The sequence below is a fragment of the Kluyvera sp. CHPC 1.2972 genome (genome assembly GCF_036759925.1).
Lineage (GTDB): Bacteria > Pseudomonadota > Gammaproteobacteria > Enterobacterales > Enterobacteriaceae > Kluyvera.
Genome location: NZ_JAPKIB010000010.1, coordinates 1 through 20,553 on the forward strand (window position 1 = coordinate 1; position 20,553 = coordinate 20,553).

The 20,553-nt window shown below is 55.2% G+C and carries 10 protein-coding genes; 4 read left to right on the forward strand and 6 right to left on the reverse strand.

The window, feature by feature from the left end; translation table 11 throughout:
* The 5 genes from V6944_RS15525 to V6944_RS15545 all read right to left on the reverse strand — a co-directional run.
* The coding region (locus V6944_RS15525) for a putative Ig domain-containing protein (RefSeq protein WP_442910747.1) at window positions 1–5,584 on the reverse strand (5,584 nt) is incomplete at its 3' end.
* A 250-nt stretch (window positions 5,585–5,834) separates the two neighbouring features.
* Window positions 5,835–6,638 carry a phage tail protein gene (locus V6944_RS15530; RefSeq protein WP_333499612.1) on the reverse strand — a complete coding sequence of 268 codons (804 nt, stop codon included), beginning with the start codon at window positions 6,636–6,638 and terminating at the stop codon, window positions 5,835–5,837.
* 290 nt (window positions 6,639–6,928) lie between these two features.
* Window positions 6,929–9,034 carry an HlyD family efflux transporter periplasmic adaptor subunit gene (locus tag V6944_RS15535; RefSeq protein WP_333499613.1) on the reverse strand — a complete coding sequence of 702 codons (2,106 nt, stop codon included), beginning with the start codon at window positions 9,032–9,034 and terminating at the stop codon, window positions 6,929–6,931.
* A complete protein-coding gene (locus V6944_RS15540; RefSeq protein WP_333499614.1) occupies window positions 9,031–10,365 on the reverse strand; it encodes an efflux RND transporter periplasmic adaptor subunit in 1,335 nt (444 codons plus the stop codon). Before V6944_RS15540 ends, V6944_RS15535 begins: the two co-directional genes overlap by 4 nt.
* Window positions 10,362–11,165 (reverse strand): efflux RND transporter periplasmic adaptor subunit, encoded by an 804-nt coding sequence (locus tag V6944_RS15545; protein ID WP_333499615.1) that lies wholly within the window; start codon window positions 11,163–11,165, stop codon window positions 10,362–10,364. Before V6944_RS15545 ends, V6944_RS15540 begins: the two co-directional genes overlap by 4 nt.
* A gap of 282 nt (window positions 11,166–11,447) precedes the next feature.
* Between V6944_RS15545 and V6944_RS15550 the strand changes: the two genes are divergently transcribed.
* The 3 genes from V6944_RS15550 to V6944_RS15560 are packed head-to-tail and all read left to right on the forward strand — an operon-like array spanning window position 11,448 to window position 15,003.
* Window positions 11,448–12,050 (forward strand): hypothetical protein, encoded by a 603-nt coding sequence (locus V6944_RS15550; protein WP_333499616.1) that lies wholly within the window; start codon window positions 11,448–11,450, stop codon window positions 12,048–12,050.
* On the forward strand, window positions 12,047–13,030 hold the full coding sequence (locus tag V6944_RS15555) for a hypothetical protein (protein ID WP_333499617.1): 984 nt from the start codon (window positions 12,047–12,049) through the stop codon (window positions 13,028–13,030). Before V6944_RS15550 ends, V6944_RS15555 begins: the two co-directional genes overlap by 4 nt.
* A 29-nt stretch (window positions 13,031–13,059) precedes the next feature.
* Window positions 13,060–15,003, forward strand: a complete 1,944-nt coding sequence (locus V6944_RS15560) for a toll/interleukin-1 receptor domain-containing protein (protein WP_333499618.1) — start codon at window positions 13,060–13,062, stop codon at window positions 15,001–15,003.
* 103 nt (window positions 15,004–15,106) lie between these two features.
* Here the strand turns inward: V6944_RS15560 and V6944_RS15565 are convergent, their stop codons facing one another.
* Window positions 15,107–19,864 carry a DUF3320 domain-containing protein gene (locus tag V6944_RS15565; RefSeq protein WP_333499619.1) on the reverse strand — a complete coding sequence of 1,586 codons (4,758 nt, stop codon included), beginning with the start codon at window positions 19,862–19,864 and terminating at the stop codon, window positions 15,107–15,109.
* A gap of 364 nt (window positions 19,865–20,228) precedes the next feature.
* On the opposite strand from V6944_RS15565, the gene V6944_RS15570 reads away from it, so the two are divergent.
* Window positions 20,229–20,546, forward strand: a complete 318-nt coding sequence (locus V6944_RS15570; RefSeq protein ID WP_333499620.1) for a putative quinol monooxygenase — start codon at window positions 20,229–20,231, stop codon at window positions 20,544–20,546.
* Window positions 20,547–20,553: the final 7 nt, after the last annotated feature.

The following is a 20,553-nucleotide window of genomic DNA, read 5'->3' on the forward strand; positions in this document are numbered from 1 at the left end:
CGAAGGTGCCCGCCGGAACGGTGAGGCTAAAGCTGCCGTCCTGCGCCACGCTTTGAGTCGGGATCGCTATTGCCACTTCCGGTGCGTCGTTCACGTTCACCACAAACAGGTTAAAGGTGGTATTGGCGGTGGCGTTGCCCGGGTCGGTGGCGGTGAGTTTAACGCTCAGGATACCGACATCGGCGTTGCCCGGTGTGCCGGAGAAGGTATGGGTTGCTGGGTCAAAGTGCAGCCAGGTCGGCAGGGAAGAACCGTCTGCCAGGGTGGCGCTCAGGGTCAGAGTGTCGCCATCCGGGTCGCTAAAGGTACCGATTGGAACGGTGAAGTTCAGGCTGCTGTCCTGCAACACGCCTTGTGCCGGGATCGGCGTGGAGACAACCGGCGCGTCATTGACGTTGATAACTGTCAGGCTAAAAGTGGTGCTGACAGAGGCATCACCGTCATTGGCGGTGACTTTGATGCTGATGCTGCCCACATCACTGTTGCCCGGTGTGCCGGTAAAGGTATGGGTTGCCGGGTCAAAGTGCAGCCAGGTCGGCAGGGAAGAACCGTCTGCCAGGGTGGCACTCAGGGTCAGGGTATCGCCATCCGGGTCGACGAAGGTGCCCGCCGGAACGGTGAGGCTAAAGCTGCCGTCCTGCGCCACGCTTTGAGTAGGGATCGTTATTGCCACTTCCGGTGCGTCGTTCACATTCACCACTAACAGGTTAAATATGGTGCTGACGCTGGCATTGTCCGGGTCGGTGGCGGTGAGTCTGATGTTGAGGTTGCCCACATCCGCATTGCCCGGCGTGCCGCTAAAGGTGCCGGTGGTCGGGTTAAAGTGCAGCCAGGTCGGCAGGGCAGAGCCGCTCGTGAGGGTGGCACTCAGGGTCAGGGTATCGCCATCCGGGTCGCTGAATGTACCTGCCGGAACGGTAAAGCTCAGACTTTGGCCCTGCCACACGGCCTGTAGCGGGATCGGCATGCTGACCACCGGGGCATCGTTGACGTTAGTGACCGTCAGGTTAAAGGTGGTGCTGACGCTGTTTCTGGCGGTATCGGTTGCCGTGACTTTAATGCTGAGACTACCGACATCGGCATTGTCCGGCGTGCCGGAGAACGTCCCCGTTACCGGATCGAAGTTCAGCCAGGCGGGCAGGGCGGAGCCGTCAGCGAGGGTGGCGCTTAGGGTCAGCGGGTCGCTATCCGGATCGGTAAAGGTACCCGCTGGTAAGGTAAAGCTCAGGTTGCTATTCTGCGCCACGCTTTGTGGCGGAACAGGGGTGGAAACCACCGGTGGACTGCCCGTGATAATGGTCAGGCTGGATGTGGCGGAACTGATGGCGTCATCGTTGACGGTGACCGCTATCGTGCGGATACCGCCGGTTGGCGTGTTCGCCGTGTTGACGTACATTATCGCGCTTAGCACGGCCTGGAAGGCTTCCCGCGTGGCGCCGCCGGTGAGGGTTATCGTCTGGCCGTCGCTGATAATATTAATCCCTGCAGCGTGGGCCGCGAGGCGCGCGCTCTGCGACAGGGTCAACAATTCGCTGCCGCTATCCTGTACGCCGTTAAGCGACAGGGTCATGCTCCAGATACGGCTGTCGCCGTCGGTCTGAATAAGTGTGGCCAGCGCATCGGCAACGGGCACCCCGTTGCTGAGTCCGCTATTGACCGTGGCGGCATAATTGCTGCCTGCGCCCGTACCGCCGAGATCGATCTGCGGAGCGGTGCCTGCGGCAAACTGCGACTCATACGCGCCGATATCGACTCCGCCCTGACGGATGCGATTCAGGCCGCGTACGTCGGTATCGCCTGTGACATAGAAGAGGTCGCCCTGGTTGATGGCATTGGCGGCGTTTGCAGCCAGGCGCGGATCGGTTGCGGTGAGCTGGTTAAGCACGTTGGTGCCGATCAGGTTATTGGTGCCAAGGACATTGAGAGTAGGGCTTGTCCCACTGCCGTAATTATTCATCACCATGGCTACGTCGGTGGCGTTAATGACCGAGTTACGTACCGTCAGGTTCCAGATTTTGGCGTTATTGAAGTAGTCAAAAATAATCCCGTGTTTTTGCCCGGTGATCGTCACGTTATTGAGGGTAATAAAGGTGTTGACCGGGTTGGCCAGGTTACCCATAAAGTCCAGCGCGGCGTTGCCCGTGCTGGTTGGGTCTGTGTAAACCGATTGATTATTGTTAACGAATGCTGTGTTAGTGATCGACATGGACACCGTTTGCATGGTGCCAGAGACAAAGAGCCTGATGACGGCGTCACCGTTGGCGACGCCGTACAGAATATTGTCGTGAAAATTGACCCGATCGAAATCGAAGTTAAATGTCCCGGCGCCCAGGTTGAACATATCGATAATGCCGTTACCCCAGCCATTATCGATATTGTTAGACATATCAACGTTGTAAAGGCGTAGGTTGGCACCAAACAGATTTGGCTGGAAGCCAATGACGCCCCCGCTAACCCCATTATTCTCGGTGGTGAAATTGGTCAGCGTCAGGTTCTGAATGGCGAAGGTGATCGACGAGGTGGCTATCTGGAAACCAGAATAGCCGCCGCCGTTAAGGGTGAAGCTCTGGCCGTCAATCAGCATGGTTTGCGTTGGCGCGATGATGGAGCTGGCGAGCGTCACGTCGGTCTGGAAAACAATACGATCGACGCCCGGCATCTGGTTGGCCCAGTAGAGCGCTTCACGCAGGCTCAGGCCGCCACCGTCGTTAACGTCATCCTGAATGGAGCCACCAAAACCGGCATCGTCGCCGGTGTCGCTGCCCGAGGTGACGTACAGTGCAGCGTTGCTGGCCAACACGTTCACCGAGGCGCTGATGTTCACCACGGTGCTGTTATTGCTGCTGCCGCTGTCGCTGATATTCACCAGGGTCACCTGCCGGATGCCTGCTGTGACGTTCTCGTTGCTGTTGCCATAGCGCAGGCCGTCGACCAGCCCGTTAATCTGCTCGCTGCTGGCGTTCAGTTCGCTCAACACCAGGATAGCGAAATTACCCGTTCGGAAGATGGTATATTTGCCGATACCGCTCAGGGTGCCCGAATCGCCGCCGTCAAGGCTGAGATTGGTGCCGCCCACGTTAATAAATTCGCCGCTGTTGCTAAGACCTTCGACGCGCAGTGTCATTGAGCGGAAGGTCTGTCCGCTGTCGTTGGTACTGGAGATTACTCCGCTGAATAGATCCACAGAACCCGCCATACCACCGATAAACACCGTATTACTGCCCGTCGCGCTCACGCTGGGTGCAGTGCCTGCCGAGGCGGTGGTGGCATCCATTTTGACGACGCTAACCGTATTATTGCCCGCGCTGTCTTTTGCCACCACGTAGACATCGTACATGGTGCTGGCGGCAAGGCCGCTAAGGGCCAGGCTGAAATCATAAGGCGAGGCATTCAGGAGCTGGTAGCCAGAGGCGTTCGCGAAGCCTCCGCTGGCGTTTTGCCCGGCGATAACCTGTGCTGCGGTCGGTGCGCTGGCGCCGTCCGGTACTACCACATAGTACAAGGTGCTGGCTTCGGTCACGCTACCGCTAATAGTGAAACCGCCGGAGGTCGCGTTGCTGATAGCCGGTGCCTGGTCAAAGGTCGGGGCGATATCATCGACAACGGTCAGGAGGACCACTTTGTCGAAGGTTGCCTGGCCGTCTGAGACCTGAAGACGCACGGAGTAGGTTCCGGCTGACATGCCAGAAGCATTAACCCGCAGGGTATCGCCGAGCAGCGTAAAGCGGGCGTTATCGGTATCGCCAGCGCCTGAAACCAGGCTGTACGTAAAGGCGCTGGAATCCACATCGGTGGCTGTCAGTGTGGCAACCACTGCGTTGCTCCCTGTGGACTGGCCGAATGCGGTGGATGATAGGGTGATCCCGGTCGGCGCGTCGTTGACCGGCACTACCGTGACCGCGCTGCTGATATTGGGGGCAACGGTGTTGTGGCTGGTGCCGGAGTCGGTCAACTGGGTCAACGTGACGACGCGCGTGGTGTTGCCTGGGTTGTCGCTGCTGTTACCGTAGGTGATGCCGGAGAGCAGGCTGCTCATATCGGCATTGCTCAGCGTGGCTCCGCTCAGGGTGATGGTGGCAATTCCCCCGCTCAGGCTGACGCTGGCGGTGCCGTAGCTGCCGCCCAGCAAAATGCTGTTGCCGTTACTCAGGGCGACGTTCACGCCATGAATAGTCAGGTATTCGGTGTTTGCCGACACGTTGCTGACGGTGAGCAGTGCGCCGGTGAAGGTCTGCCCGGTGTCGTGGGTATCGGCGGTGACGCCGCTGAACAGACCCACTGCCGCACCGTTTTCGGTGAAGGTCGGATTGCTGGCCGTGCCGCTCACCGTCGGGGCAGTGTCTTGTACCGTATTGGTCGAGGTAAAATGCCAGACCATCACGCCATCGCCGCTGGTTTCATCCGTGTTTATATGGAAGCTAATCGTTTTGTCGTTGCCGTTGACGCTGGCTGAGATATCCGCTGCGCTGGTAGTCCCGGCGTTATCTTTAGTGATTGACGTAATCGCATCCAGGGTGCTGCCTGAAAAGTTGAGCTGAAAACCGGTCAAGCCGGTGTATGCTGCTACCCCGTCACGCATCGTCATGGTGATGGTCGATGTAGTGGGATCGATATCGACATACCACAACGAGGTGTCTGTATCTGGCATCAGATCCAAAAACACTTCGACACCCGCCCCAACCGGGCTGGTGGAGTAACTGATACCGTTAAGCACATACTCGACGTTGGTATCGCTGACATCCAGCAGATGCTGATAGCCGTCAACATGTAGTGCCGCGGCTTCAATGCTGCCGGTATGGCTTTCCAGCGTCCAGTCGCCGCCCTGCGCGCTGTCGCCGGTGAGATCGCTGGAGGCGGCGATATCCGCCCCGGTCAGCTGTGCTAACAGAGAGACAAAGCTTTGCCCGGTGTTTTCTGCTACATCGCAGCCGTAGAGCAGCAGATCGCCGGATTCGGTCAGGGCTGAGCCGAGCGTGGCCAGGTCGGCGGCGCGCGTCGTGGCAGTGGCGCTGTTCAGCATCAGCGTACCCAACTGCACTTCCCCTTCTCCGCCGTGGCTCAGGATATGAATGGCGTCATAGCCGCTGTGGCTCTGCGCCCATTGAACGAGCTGGCTGAGACCATCTTTGCTGCCGTCAAATAGCTCAACTTCAATGCCTGCCGGAACGTTGTCCACCAGGGTTTTATAATCGGTCAGTGAGGTGTCGATAAACACCACTTCTTTACGCGTGCTCTCTCCGGCTGCCGTGATATCGCTGGCGGCATGGGTATCACTGTCGGTGTGGTTGTCTGTCGTGCCCTGCGTTTTCTGGTTGTCCTGGCTTTCCGTGTGCTGGGTCTGGGTGCCGTCCCCGGCATGGGCGCTGTCGCTGTTGGCCACGGTCGTCGTGGCGCTGGCCGCAGTGGCGGCAGCATCGGCGGTTGGTTGGGCATTCTCAGCCTGGTTGACCGTGGCGGCGATTGCACCATCAAACATCATGCGCGCTTCAAGCGCGAAACCGATCGGGGCAGGCGAGGCGCTTGGCTGGGCGCTGCGGGCCTCATCGCTGTTTCTGTGTGTTTGTAACAAATGGCGCCATAACATAATGGGTACTCCAGAAAATCAACGAGTTATCAAAAAGGCCCGCGCTGTAATACGGAGGGACTGCAAAAGTGATGCGACGAAATGGTAATTAAATAATTGCGAAATAATTGCTTTGTTTTCTATATGTAAAATTAAGTCAAAATAATAGTGTTTGTAATGTTAATTTCATGCATCTAATAAAAAAGTATGAGTTCTGCTTCTGATTTCAGATAAGGCCACCATTTCACGCACTGGTGGCCTGTAATAAGCATTATGGGCGCGAGGGGTAAAGGCCGTTCGCCGCGATACAAGCAGTCAGACCAATCGCCGGATCGCGTACTGAAAATGCCTGCCCACCCCCGGTTACACCAATCTGGGTTTCCGGCACCTTAAAGGAGAACGATGGGATGGTCGGGGTACCGGTGACGCTGACATCCGCAGGCAGGGTGGAACCCGACGCAGGTTTGCCCTGCACATACGGGCCTTTGAAGGTGGCATTTTGTGCCGCCAGCCCTACAGGCACCGTTGCGCTGATCGCCGAGAGGTAGTTGGCGCCTACAGTGGGTGCCGCTCCGCCCGATGCTGGCGTGGTGGTGGCAAGCGGTAGGCTGGCGGTAATCGACTGATTCCCCGTTATTTCAGGAATCGTGACGTTATTATTTGTGGGCTGAACGGTGGTGACCGGATGGTTATGGGGAGCTAGGTTACTGACGGTTAATGTCGCGGTTTCCGCACCAGGTTTCTGACCAAGAATGATGGTGCTTAGCCCCGGTCCTTGCCCGGTGCCGATAGCGCTTCTGCCTCGCAAGTCAGGCAGGTAAAACGCGGTAGCGGTTGCCGGGCCGTAATTAGAACCCAGCAAGGAGTAGAGCGCCTGATTCACATTAATATTTACTGACCGCCCATCTGCTGGCAAATAGCCTATCGGGCAGAAGTTTGCCGCGGTGTAGCAGATGGACCCTATATAAGTACTGTCAACTTCGGTACAGGCTGCGGCATTTTCAGCATGGAAGATAACAAAAGCAAAAGACGCGGCCAGTGCGGATTTAACGAATAACGACGAGGTATTTTGCATATTGATTATCCTTGTAATAAACACGGTTTGAGATGAGAAAACACGGATGTAAAAAATCTAGCTGTACTCTTGTTTTTTTAATGCAGTAATAAAGTGGCAAAAAACCGTTATATAAAAACCATAGACCCAGGATCTTTAACTTGAAACCAGATGGCTGAAAAATAATTCGATGAAATTAAAAGGAAATATCGTGATGTTTATATCCGCTAATTAACTATTTAGCAGGGGTTACTTATTCTCATTTTATTTGGGATAAATAATCCCGGCTATAAAATATATTCTGATGGGAATCAGAACCCGCTCTCGCGTATTCCCAGCGCCGCAATACGTCTCCATATTGCCCTGACGAACGATTCATTATCGCCGTCCAGAATCACGCTACCGCGCAGAGGCTGCTGCGGGATCTGGCTGTCTGCCGCCAGCGTAAAGCGCACGCTGTACTGTGCCTGCACCGGCTGCGCTAACTGCTGGCTGTCGCGACGCACGGCAATAGGACCGTGGCGATCGGAGGCCAGCATCTCCTGCTGCAAAGAGGCGCTGCCGGTCGGGGCAATCGACAGCAGGCTAACGTGCTGGCGTGGATACGCCGGGTCGTCGGAGATAAACACACCTTCCATGCCCGCGCGGGCCTGCGCCAGATTATCTTCTGGAATATAACCCACCACGCGCCCCAGAGTGGGCTCCACCACGCGCAGCAGCGGCGTATCGGCGGAGACCCAGCGGCCTGGCGTCATATCACGGGCAATATCCCGCACGATACCCGCCTGCGGCGCACGCAGAGACAACTGCTGTTGCTGGGACGCCAGACCGCGATAGCGTGCCAGCGACTCGGCCAGCTGCCGGTCGAAGACCTGGGTTTCGCTGGCGGTTTCTTGCCGTGCGGCGCCGCGTCGCAGCTGCTGTTGCAGCAAGGCGATGCGCTGGTGTTCAATGTCGAGGCGATAATCCACATCGCTGGAGGTCAGTTCCAGCAGAATATCCCCGGCCTTAACCTGCTGCCCGTCTTTGACGTGCAGGGTTTTCACCTGGGCGGCCAGCGGCGAATAGAGCGTACTGACGCTGGCGGCTTCCAGCACCGCCGGAATGCGCACGCTACCACGCCACGGGAAGAACAGAACAAACAGCAGCACCACGAATAACAGGGCTGTGCGGAGCAGTTTTGCAGGATGTATGGCAGAGCGCATAGACCACCAGGTAACCATTTCTTTTACGACAGGCATCGCGATAAACCAGATGATTTCGACCAGCATCAGACCGATGCCAACCACTTTGATAAAGAAGTGATAGACCACCAGGGCGATGCCGAAGAACAGGAAGAAGCGCCAGATCCACGAGGCGTATCCCCAGATAAGCAGTTTGCGCTTCATCATGGGTGACCAGGTTTCCGGCGGCGGATGACCGTAACCAAACAGCATCTCCCGCAGCCGCCAGCGACACAGGGCGTAAGCGCGTTCTTGCAGGTTCTCCACCCGCCAGAAATCGCTCAGCAGGAAGTAGCCATCAAAGCGCATCAGCGGGTTGAGGTTGACGGCCAGCGTCGTTATCCACGTGGCGCTGGAGAGCATAAAGGCCGCCGTGCGCAAAGGTCCGTCTGGCAACAGCGTCCACACCAGCAGCGCGATAACTGCCAGCAGTATCTCGGCCAGAATGCCGCCTGCGCCAATCAGCAGTCGCGAGCGGCGGCTTTTGAGCTTCCACGCGTCGCTGACATCGGTATAGAACAGCGGGAAGAGCACGATAAAGGCCACCCCCATGCTCTGCACCCGGCAGCCCGCGCGCTTGGCCATAAAGGCATGGCCAAGTTCATGAATAAATTTGGCAATGACCAGCGACACGCCGAACACCGCCATCCCTTGCAGGCTGAACAGGTGCGGGAACGAGTGGCTGTAACGCACCCAGTCGCGGCTGACCAGAAACAGCCCTAGCGCCAGGATCAGTGGGAAGACCACCATCAGCAGCGGCGTGCCGTAGCGCTTAAGCCAGGGCCAGCAGCGGTTGAGAATGGGGTCGGGTCGCCAGAGTGGGATACGGAAAAACAGATACTGGTGTAGCACCTTCTTCCACAAGCTGGTGCGCATGGCGCGGGCTTTGCCGAGATAACGCTGGCGCTGTTCGGCGTCGCCCGAGGTCACCAGATCGTGCTGGCGTAAAAACTGCAGCAACTGTTCCAGCTCTTTGACCTGCAACGGCAGCCCCGGCTCCTGGTTGGCCGCCGCGAGGATCTGTTGCGGCAGGCGTAGCGACCAGTGACGCAGCAGGCGAATGGCCGTGGGCGTCAGGGTGAAATAGCGCCCCGTGAGCGGGTCCGATAGCACCCATTGCGGCGCACCGTTAATGCCTGCGGCAGATTCTGCCACCTGGAGATCGGAGCGCAGCGCCGGTAACAGCGTGTTCATAGGCCGATAGCCTGGCGGATCACTGAGAGCGGACGGCGGAACAGGTAGACCGCCAGCGGCACATATTCGCCGGACAGTTTGGCGGTACCGCGCAGGCCGATACGCGGTGGCGCGTCACTAAAGCGCCCATCCAGTCGGTACGCCAGGTTACCTGCTGGGGTCTGCTCGGATTCATACGCAATGCGCTCGAGCCTGGCGGCATGCGGCGTGATGGGGTCGCTGTCGAGGAACAGGGTAATGAGCGCATCCTGTTTTAACTGGATAGCGTCACCCACATCCAGCTCAATGCGCAGCGCGGCCAGCGTCGGGTCTGCCAGCTCCATTAAGCGCTCACCGGTGCGAACTGGTTTGCCAATCCAGCGGTCGGCGTCGGCAAATACGGCAATGCCGTCCCGGTCGGCGCGGATTTCAGTACGGTTAAGCAGGGCGCTGGCGTAGTCGCGTTCGGCCCGTTTCTGCGCCACCTGTGCGGCCAGGAAATCGAGTTTGGCTTTGGCGTCTGCATCCTGGAATGCGCGTTGCGAGCTGGCGCGAAACTCGGCTTCTGCCACATTCAGCGCGCGTTCGGCCACATCGGCCTGTGCTCTCAGGGTGGTATCGTCGAAGCGAACCAGCACGTCACCCTGGTGCACGCTCTGGTTTGGCTGCACGGCAAAGGACTGGATCACCCCGTCCAGCGGGGCGGCGACCACACGCCCCTGGTGAGGGACCACTTCGGCGGGAGCCAGCACCGACTGGCGCACCGGAATAAACAGGCAGGCAAGTATCACCAGCAGCGGGATAGCCATTTTCCAGCGCCTTTTGCGGCGATGCCAGCGGTTGGTTTGCGGCTCCAGCGCCAGCCAGGCGTGGCTGAATGCGCCGCCAAGCTGCTCCGCGAGCACCCGATCGGCGTTTTGCCACGGCTGCTCGCGGGCATACCAGATGCCACCAAAGACTTTTCCCTGACGGTCTTTTAGCGGTGACCACAGGGCTTCCGGGGCGGAAAGGGTCTGCCAGTCGCTGCGGCTTTGTTCGTCGAGCAGTGAGGCTTCAATGATCCCGCACTGGTTGAGCGGTTTGTCGTCCGCCGCCTGTAAGCGGGCGCAGGCGCGTTCGATAAACGCTACAAACGGCGCGTGAGGCGCGGGCTGGGTTACGCCGGTCACCGCGCGCACGCGGCCATTGATCATCAGCGCCGCGTGGCGATAGCCAAACAGCGGCTGGCTGTCGTTGACGATGCAATATGCCAACTCTTCGCTGCTGGTGGCGGCTCTGGCCTGCTGCTCAACATCAAGAAAACGGGCAAAGACCGCCGCGCTGGCTGTGGCAGGCGTGGGGGAAGTACTCACTTCGCCTCCGGGAACTGTGCCGTGCCGCTCATGCCCGCCATGAGGCTGGCGTCAGCCTTCACCAGCGTACCGGTCAGGCCGATGGTCTGGCTGCTTTCATCAATACGCCCGCCGAGTCGGGCGACACTCGCTTCTAGCGGCGTACCGGTTTCATCCGGCGTAAAGGTGAAGGTCAAACCGGGTTTCAGCACCGACAGCAGGCGGGAAGAGACCAGCAGGTTGATTTCGAGGTGGCGGTTGTTGACCACATCCAGCAGTGGTGTGCCTTGAGCGACGCTTTCAAAGGTTTGCGCGCGGCGTTTCACGACCTGGCCGTCAAACGGTGCGGTGATACGGCAGCGGTTGACCTGAATCTGGTAGACCTGGCTTTCGGCCTGCGCCTGGGCTGAATGGGCAGCGGAGAGTGCTACCGCGTGTTTGCCCACCGACTTGAGCTGTGCCAGCTGTTGGTTCTGGCTGAGTTCGGCTTCGGCTGCCCGCGCGGCCGCCTGTGATGCCGAGAGCTGTGCCTGATAAATGCTGCAATCGAAGCGTACGAGGGTATCTCCCTTTTTGAACGCTTCGCCCTCTCTGAACGGCATCTCGACGATGCGACCAGCCAGTTCGCTTGAAAGAGTGGCCTGATCGAGGGCCACCAGAATGCCACGCGCTTGGTTATCGGCGTGCGTCTGTGTGGTGTCGCCAGCGCCAGGGGATGTCAGGAGCGGATTGGCAGCCAGGGCTGGGGTCAGATAGAACAGCGAGCCCATTAACAGCAGCCCCAACGTACAGCGGTAAATCGATACGTTTGCTTTCTTCACGCGTGTCTGCCTTTCCTACGTAACCGGTTGTTAATGCGATGTATTCACAATGCAATTGAATGTTTCATTGTGTTAATTATTTGTAATCTAATGTGTCGCAGTATAGCAAGCAAGGAAAAACTCGGTGGGGGATAAGGATACACAGGGTAAAAAATGCCTGTCTGCGTGACGAGGCATAACACGTCATAATTCAGATAAAAACTATTGACTTTGGCACTTGTAATACCAATTGCATTCTGTAATCTGTTATGGGAATGATCTAATTAAAATAAGGGGCGCCATATGTCCGTTGAGGAAAAACCTGTTTGGGGAATTACCGGTCATCGGCGCATATTGCACCCTGATAATCTATTTCAAATGCTATTACGCCAGGGGGAGATATTACTTGCGAGCGGTAACGAGGTATGTGGATTAACGCCACTTGCAGAAGGTGCGGACCGTATTTTTGCCCGGGTGTTAGTTCAGTTAGGTATCCCTTACAGCGTCCCGCTTCCCCTTGCGCAAAAAAATTACGAAAGCGATTTTCCTGATACCCTCGGAGAATTTCAAATGCTGCTGGAAAAGGCGCAAACCGTGTTTACGCTACCGCGCTGCCCTTGGCTCACCGAGAACGATGTACAGCCTGATGCAGCTGGCCGCAACTTTCAATACCTTAGCGTTGGTGTTTATATTGCAAACCAGTCTGATGTGCTTTTCTCCGCATGGGATGGTAAACCGGCTCGGGGGATGGGCGGTACCGCGCAGATTACTCAGCTTTTTCAGGATTTCACTTCATTGAAAACCTCAGTCACTGAAGAACAATATCGTTATTTTCAGGCATTAGGCAAAAGAAAAACGACAGCTAAACGTAAATTAATATCTTTGGACGTGGTACAGGATAAATGAACCCTTTACATTTTGCGCTTAAACATATTTCAATTCGGCATAACGCTTATTTAAAGAAACACAGCAAACCTCAGGAAGATTCTCATCAGAACGATGCTCATGAGGAGAAAACGCCTACTCTCAATACCGAAGAGTGGCGCGATCTGAGCTGGCATGAGGAGCAGTCACATCATTACAGTTGCTTATTCCGTGGTGGCGTTCTGCTGAGTTATACCCTGGGATTCCTCGCAGTGGTATTCGCTGTTATCCCTATTTCTGGAATGCTAGGGGAAGAGGCGGTCCATCATTATGGTTTTATTTTCGTATTACTTGAGCTTTTCGCGATTGCGTTGATCATCACCATTTATGCCTCTGGAATGGCGAATAAAGATAATAAGCCTGGTCGCGTCCTTTTTCAGGACTGGCGAGGTCATTGGCAGCGGCATCGTACTATAAGTGAAATTTTGCGTTATCAGGATGCGATCGTATGGCTTAAGCCAGATAATGTGATCGATAAATATCAGATCCCTGAGGCCATACTGGCCGCCACGATGCCTTCCGCTGAAACGATGTTGCGTCGTTTGCAGGTACTGCTGGCCGGGCAGCAGGCTTATAATGCGCAAAAAGCACGCGAATATCATTTTATCCAGCATCGTCTGCACGCCATTGCCAAATGGAGCTTCATTCTGACGCTGGTCTGCTGTCTGGCACATTTTGTTGTTCACTCCGCGGCGCTCTCAGCGCTTTCCGCCATTCTTCCGGCATTAGGCTCATGCTGCCACGGCATCGCCTCTACTGCTGAATATGAAAAACTCGCGCAGCAGTGTCACCAAACAAAACGTTTACTGGATAACTTCGCGCAAGGGTTGGTTGCTAACGAACAGCGCTTGCTGGTTGATGATGCTGCGTTGCGCGATGGCGTTAAGACGTTCCTTGATATCGTCTTAGACGATAGGGATAAGTGGTTCATCTTCACCAGTTCAAGCAAATTGCCGTTATGACTTTATTTTGATTTCAGGAAGAGATAGACATGTCATCACCTATTTTTATTAGCCACTCCTCCCGTGACCGGGACTGGGCATATCGACTGATTAACGACCTTGAAAAACGCGGCGTTCCTTGCTGGATCAGTTCCCGTGATATTGAGCCTGGTGCTGATTATCAGAAATCAATCGTTGATGCGCTTGAAGCGGCCCCGGCGATGGTGCTGTTATTTAGCGATCACGCCAATAACTCCAAAGAAATTCCGCGTGAGATGGCCATTGCCAGCGGCAAAAGCAAACCGATGATACCGGTGCGGATTGAGGATGTCGTCCCGCGTAATGCGCTGGAATATAGCCTGACGAACGCCCAGTTCCTTGATTTATTTGCCAACTATGAAGAGACCATGACCCGGCTGACGGAATCGCTTTTGCGTCAGATTGCCGCCAGTAAGCTGAATGTGTCCAGTGCGAAACCGGCTGCCGTGGTTGATAAACCGGCCTCGGCGCAACCGAAGAGCGGGAAAGGCCCAACAATCCCTCCCCGGGCGGAAAAGCCTCAGCCTCTGCCACTGAAGCCGAAATCCAATAACAAAGTTTATATGGGCGTCGGTGCCGTGGCGCTGTTAGCGGTCGCTGGTGTGTTTGTCTTTACCTCACAGGATGATGCGACTCAGGTGCAGACCGTGCAGTCAATACCGGCTCCGCAAGCAGCGCCTCCTGTTGCTAAACCCGCGCCAGCGAGTGTCGAGCAACCGTCGAAAAACGAAGCGAAAAAAGTCACTCCGCCGCCAGCACCTGCTGTTGAAAAGGCACCTGAGAAAGAGGCCACACCTGCTGTCTCTGCTGCACCTGAAGAGAGTGAAGCCGCCGGGGGCATTGATGCGCTGGTCGCGAGTGCTAAACAACTGCGTGCGAGTGACCGCGTTGAGGCATTACAAAAAAGCCCTCTCATAGAAAGTCAGAAGATTAGCGCCGGACAAATGCTGTCGCTATTGAGCGGCACCAGCAACAGTGAACGTAGCCGGTTGATCGAGCGTCTGCTGCCTTTCACGGCGCAGCCTATTGTCGTCGCCGACGCGCTGAAATTACTGAATTTAACCGGAGATAGCTGGGACTCTACCGTGATAACGCTGAATCCGGCGTTACCCGATAATCTTAAAGACGAGGAGATTCTGGCGCTGCTGGGAACCACGGCGTCTTCAAGCCGTGCGCGAGTCCTTGAGTCGCTGGCCCCGAAAGGCGTGGCGCCTTTTGATATGACCGTTGTTGAAAAAATTCTCAGGCCGATGAACGACAGCCGCAGCAGTGCGATTCGTACGCTGGTAAATTTACTGCCACAACCGCTTCCGGAAGACAGTTTCAATATGCTGCTGACTTCCCTCAATGGCAGCACGCGCAACAATACCATTGAAGCGATGCAGCCCGTGCTGGCGAATACGCTGACGCTTTCAGGCTCGCTGAAACTGCTTGAAAATACTAACGATAGTTGGACTTCTGCGCTTTCTACGCTTTCGCCAAGACTGCCTGAGAATCTTACGGCAGCAGAAGGCGCGCAGTTGCTGGGGCGTACACAAAACAGCTCCCGTTCACGCAGCCTGGAAACGGTTGCACCGCACCTGGCTCCCGGCCTGAAGGGAAGCGATGCCGAGTCCATGTTAAGAGGCATGAATGATTCGTGGTACTCCGGCGTCTATTCGCTGGTCCCGCGCCTTGCCAAAGCTCAAGATAACGCCTCCATTTTGACGTTGCTAGGCACGACGAAGAACAGTACCCGTAATCGCACGATAGAAGCACTCGCCACCGTTTTACCCGCCAAAATTAGCGTGGATGACGCTGTCAGTATGCTTGACGGAACCGGGGATAGTCGGTTATCGACTGCGATTTTCTTACTGCCCTATTTGCCACGACTCAGCCAGCAAGACCTGGATAATCTGGCGGGAAATATAAGCACTTCCGATCGACAAAGATTGGTAGAGGCTACCAAAAGGTAATTGCGGTCATTGCCTGAATGGCGGATTGTTGGATGATTCCGCCCTCAACTCAATGTGATGCCTCCAAAATGAAGGAGGCATCCTAAGAGTATGACATTCAAACTTAATGGGAAGTATTGGCGGCCGTGATGACACCATCCGCCATCTTTAAATGTCTCTGGGAAATAAGGTTGCCGATCCTCTCCTCTAGCGATTGAGAAATTTTCGCGGTCGCGCGTCCAAAGCCCAGAAGATCCAACGCGCCAGAAATGGCATCCTCACGACTCATTGAGAAACCGAGCATGATGGTTTCTAACAGCGCCCGATCGATTTCTTCAGGTGCTACCCATTCCAGTTTCCGTTCTGCTGACTCCAAATGGGCACGGTTGCGAATTGGAATCGGTAAACTATCCGTGGAATAGACAAAATCCCCTTTGGTGCTGAAGATGTTGCGTCTGGTACCAAGGTTAATGGCCCCCTCAACGGCAGCGGTGATTCTCGAACCCGCACGGGTCACGCCAAAAGCTTCCATCAGACGTCGGGTGACTTCGCTGGTGTGCACCGGCGCTTCCGTATCAACAACCGTTTGAATCATCTGCATTAAGCGTTCTGGCTTCTCTTGATGGAGATTGATTGCTGCCATCACCGGCGCCAGCCTGGTTTTCACGTAGGGTTGACTCAAGCTGGAGAGCACTTCCGTTTCTGCGGCCGGTGCGCCTCGCTCAATTTCATGTTTGGGCTCGGAAACGGGCTCAACCACACTTCGCCCTTCAGCAATCTTCGCTCTGGCTGCTTCAATAGCCGCGACTGCCCGGGTAATCTCCTGTTGCGGGTTGCGGAACCAATCGGTGCTCCAGATTCGATGGAAGTTCCAGCCTAGTCCTTCCAGGACGCCTTGACGCAAGCGGTCGCGATCTCGAGCTGAACGTGAGCTATGGTAAGCCGCGCCGTCGCACTCAATGGCCAGGATATAGCGTCCTGGATACTCGGGGTCTTTGACCGCAATATCGATAAAATACCCGGCCGTTCCTACCTGCGGCTCAACTTCATAGTTGCGCTCACGCAGCGCCTCAATAACCTCTTGCTCAAACGGTGAATCGGGGGCCTTCCCGGTTTCTACTGCGACCTCAAGTTCGCCCGTTTCCGCATACTTCAGGAAGTTTTTTAGCGCTCTGACGCCAAGGCTGGCGCCAGAATCAATCTCAAGTTCTTCGGCTCTGAAGTTACAAAATACCTGCATCGACAGCTTGGCGCGGGTGATCAGAACATTGAGTCGGCGGTGTCCGCCTTCACGATTAAGCGGGCCAAATTCTTTCGCTATCCGCCCGGATTCATTGCGCCCGTAACCGATGCTGATAAAGATCATATCCCGCTCATCACCCTGGATGTTTTCCAGGTTTTTGACGAAGAACGGTTCGCTACCCGCGCTAGTGAAAAAGGCTTCGGCTTCAGGTCGCTGGCGGCGCAGTAGTTCAACCTCAACCTGGATGAGATCGCGTTGCGCTACGCTGAATGCTGCGACGCCCAGAGAGAGCGTTGGTGTGCGAATGGCGTGATCAATGACGGCCTGGGCAACCGCCCTGGCTTCACCTTTATTGGTACGCGTCCGTCCCCGGTCATATAAGGCTTCAGGCAGATAGTTGAAACTGACTCCGCGCGCATGCGGATGCTGCCCAGCAGAAGGGAATACCACCAGTTTGTTGTCATAGAATTCCACGTTAGAGACGGCAATCAATGATTCGTGACGGCTCCGGTAGTGCCAGCGAAGATAGCGCTCCTGGCTACCAGCGGCCTTAAACATGCTGAGGATACTTTCAATATCGGAAATGGCGGCCTCGTCATCGTCTAGCTCAACGTCGCGGCTGAAGAAATCAGTCGGTGGCATCTGGCGGGTATCCCCGACCACAACGACCTGTTTACCGCGCATAATTGCGCCGAATGCATCAACAGCCTTCACCTGAGAGGCTTCATCGAACACGACAACGTCAAATTCAACCTTCCCTGGAGGAAGGAAGTTCGCAATCGACATCGGGCTCATCATAAAGACCGGTTTGATCTGCTGAATGGCCCGGCCAGCCTTATCAATCAACTGTCTTATCGGGATATGTCTGCGTTTCTTGTTCAGTTCAGCGCGCAGTACGGCCATTTCGCCGGGCTGATTGATGTTAGGCATTCCTTCCCATACCTGCTTAGCCAAATAGGTTTGGGCATGATTAAGCGAAGCCAGATCGAGTGACTTGAAACGGGCAATCTGGTGATCGTGTTTAATGCGATCAAACCGCTGCAGCGCGGGTTTCTCGGCGTATACCTTCTGGACCAGACCTGAATACCATGAGAAGTCTAAAATCGCCGTGAGCCGATCGGGCTTATCAATGCTGATGGCAATCTCTAGCAGATCGTCCAGATTAGCCTTGCGCAATTGCTCTGCCAGTACGTTAAATCGCGCTATCTGATACAGCGCATTCAGGCTTTCCTGCCACAATTGTAACCGTTCGCCAAGCGTGGTGAGACCTTGTGTCCTTACGCTGGATTTGGTGCTTTCCGTCTGCATTCCAGTGACTTCAAGCGCGCTATGCAGTCCCTTTTCCAGTCCGCTGATGTGTTGTTCTATTTCGGCAACGGAATTGCCCAGACCGCTGGCATCGGCATGCCCGGATAGGAAAGCGATGATACCTTTTGGAATCTGCCCATTTCCCAGATCGTCATGCAGTTTAATAACCCAGGTGCTCAAGTGTTCAAGCACTGGCCAATCCGTTTTCTGGCGCTGCCATTGTGCGCCGAACAGGGCGCTACCCAGCACTTCATGCTGATCGTACACTTTCTTACTTTGCTGGTAGGTCAGTACTGAATCCACTAACTCCAGCATCGCCGCGTTGGTCTTCGGTAATGCATTCTGGGATAACCCTTGCAAACGCGTACGGGCTGCCCGGAAACGGCCAGAAAACACCTTCCACCATTTATTGCCATAAGCCACAAGGCTTTGACGGACCTCTAAAAGGTCTTGTTCCCAGGCCGCGTCGATCAACTGGCTATCGTGTCTGGTACGGCAAGCCGTCATTCGCTCACCGGCGTCCAATAGCTCACGGATCTCATCACGCCTTGACTGCCACTCACCCGTAGAAAGCTGCACCCCATCGAGCTGTGGCGCTTCGGCCGCACGACGTGCTGCCCGGCACACGATATCGACGTCTGCCAGCGTTGCGGGTTGGGTGAGCATTAATCGTTCAGAAAGCGCAGACGCCGTGGACTGAAGCGCGTTGAGATGCGAACTCGCTAACTGCAGGGCATCGTTAGCGCTGCTCTGCTCAATCGGTGAAAAGTACGTTCGGTCGCTTCCCCAGAAGGTGCTCTGATCCGGGCGTCCCATCTCTTTAAGATGCAGGACAAGTTCATCAACCAGTTCACGACGCTTTTGCTGATCGGCATAGCTCCAGGCTGCCATTGGCGCAAATGGAATGACGGCCATCCCAGCATTAACGCGTTTAAGCTGCAGATAGCGACCCAGCACGTCGATAAACGGTAGCCCGCTAGACCCGGCTGAAGCACTGACTGCTTCACAATATTCATTGAGGTCGTTTTGCAGCGCATTTAAACTGGAAAGGTCTTCTTCGCCCACTTTGGTCAGCGGGCGTCCTTGATCCAGCGTTCTGCCTAACTCTTTGAGTACCGATTGCTTTGTGGATTTATGGCTGTGTAATTCGAGGACGGCGTCGCCCAAATGGCTTTCATCAAGGCGTCGTTTTACCACCTCAAGTGCAGCCATTTTTTCGGCAACGAAAAGCACCGTTTTTTTCTGACCGATCAATTCTGCAATGATATTCGTGATGGTCTGTGACTTGCCTGTCCCCGGCGGCCCCTGAATGACCAGGTTGGACCCTTCACGCACTTCCAGAATGGCTTCCGTTTGGCTGCTATCGGCGTCCTTCACAAAATGCACGTCACCCGGTTTAATGACCGAGTCAATGTTTACACCTTCACTGTATGCCGCGCGTATATCGCCGAAGCCTGGCCCAAGTAAACGCTTCATGACCGCGTTGGCATCAGGCTGTTTCTCATCAGGCCAGCTTTTAGGATCCAGATCCTTAAACATTAAAAACTTACCGAAAGAGAAAAAGCCGAGTGCTATTTCGTTGTTGGCAACCTTCCAGCGTCCCTGTTTGCTAACCACATCGGTAACATCATTGTAGAATTGATCAAGGCTGTTCTCATCTGCCGCAAAGCTATCTTCATCAAATGAACAGGACGCCATATCCAGACCAAAATCCGTCTTGAGTTTGGCTATCAAAGAGAGGTTTGCGACCAGTTCGTCGCCTGAATATTGCAGCTTGAAAGCATCTTTGGCGCCGCTGCGTTCAAGGCTTACTGGCAGCAACAGCAAGGGGGCTTTACGCAGGTTTTCCGAACTGTCCGCTTCATACCAATGCAGGAAACCGAGGGCCAGAAACAGCGTGTTAACGCCCTGCTCCTCAATAAATCCTTTTGCCTCAGTGTGTATTTTCAAGAGCTGAAGGAAGAGCTTTTCATCGGACAGGGCCGTCTGCAGGCGCGTATCCAGATGGCGGCGCGACTTGCCGGTTTCATCCTCATCATCAGCCTCGGCAAATATGCCAGCGTAGTCCTGGCTCTCCAGTTCAGACAGCAACGCCTCTTCGCTCTCAGCCCCTTCCTGTTTCGCCAATTCTTCCAGCTTCTTGCGAGCCATCGGCGAAAACGTCATCGCCTTTTCCTGGCGATAGAGGAGGTTAAATACCTCTTCGGAGAGTTCATCCACCACCATCAGCGTTTTAGCTGTCTTACGGAAATTGAGCATGTTGTTGCGAAGCCCAATATCCAGCAACTCTTTACGGCTGCTTTGTAGCTTCTGATTGATTGCTGTTGTCATTGGAAACCTACTTATTAAACACTGAGACCTGAATGGCTGGAGATATCTTCGGCTATGAACTTTAGCTCATGGTTTATTTTTGTCTCGCCGAACCGGACCTTATTTGCCGCTATTATTGAACTCGCGAGACAACCACCAGGCTTGATGAGAATGCGCCTGTTCCAGAAAAACAAAAGCGTACGCAGGGAAGCGTCATAGCGATGATTTAATTGGAGGGGTGCGGGTATATCAGGGATCATACCCTGATGTCTAAGCGATACCAAGATAAGGGCATCGTTTCCGCATCATTACCTTGAATAATGGCTACACGGCCTCTCCCCATCTACGCTCTATGATGTCATTCACTCACACAAGGCCTTCCCCCATGAGCGAAGTTAAGATAGTCGCCACACTCACGCCTCTGCCCGAACACCTCGACGCCGTCCGCAATGCGGCGAAAGCCATGGTGCCGCTCACCCATCAGGAAGCCGGATGTCTGCAGTACGATCTCCACGAAAGCAGGGCGATTGCGGATGTGCGCGTGCTGGCAAACGAAGGCAAGGTGTCGTTCGTGTTTATTGAGCGCTGGAAATCAGAGGACGATTTGAAAAAACATGTCGCCATGCCCTATCACGATGATTTTCTGGCAATTCTGGATGGTAAGCTGGAAAGTCTGAACGTGCAGAGACTGAGAGCGCTATAAGTCAGCA

Excerpts from the sequence above, each read along its gene's own strand:
- V6944_RS15530 (WP_333499612.1), bottom strand. The coding sequence starts at position 6,638 with ATGCAAAATACCTCGTCGTTATTCGTTAAATCCGCACTGGCCGCGTCT.
- V6944_RS15535 (WP_333499613.1), bottom strand. The coding sequence starts at position 9,034 with ATGAACACGCTGTTACCGGCGCTGCGCTCCGATCTCCAGGTGGCAGAA.
- V6944_RS15550 (WP_333499616.1), top strand. The coding sequence starts at position 11,448 with ATGTCCGTTGAGGAAAAACCTGTTTGGGGAATTACCGGTCATCGGCGC.
- V6944_RS15555 (WP_333499617.1), top strand. The coding sequence starts at position 12,047 with ATGAACCCTTTACATTTTGCGCTTAAACATATTTCAATTCGGCATAAC.
- V6944_RS15560 (WP_333499618.1), top strand. The coding sequence starts at position 13,060 with ATGTCATCACCTATTTTTATTAGCCACTCCTCCCGTGACCGGGACTGG.
- V6944_RS15565 (WP_333499619.1), bottom strand. The coding sequence starts at position 19,864 with ATGACAACAGCAATCAATCAGAAGCTACAAAGCAGCCGTAAAGAGTTG.
- V6944_RS15570 (WP_333499620.1), top strand. The coding sequence starts at position 20,229 with ATGAGCGAAGTTAAGATAGTCGCCACACTCACGCCTCTGCCCGAACAC.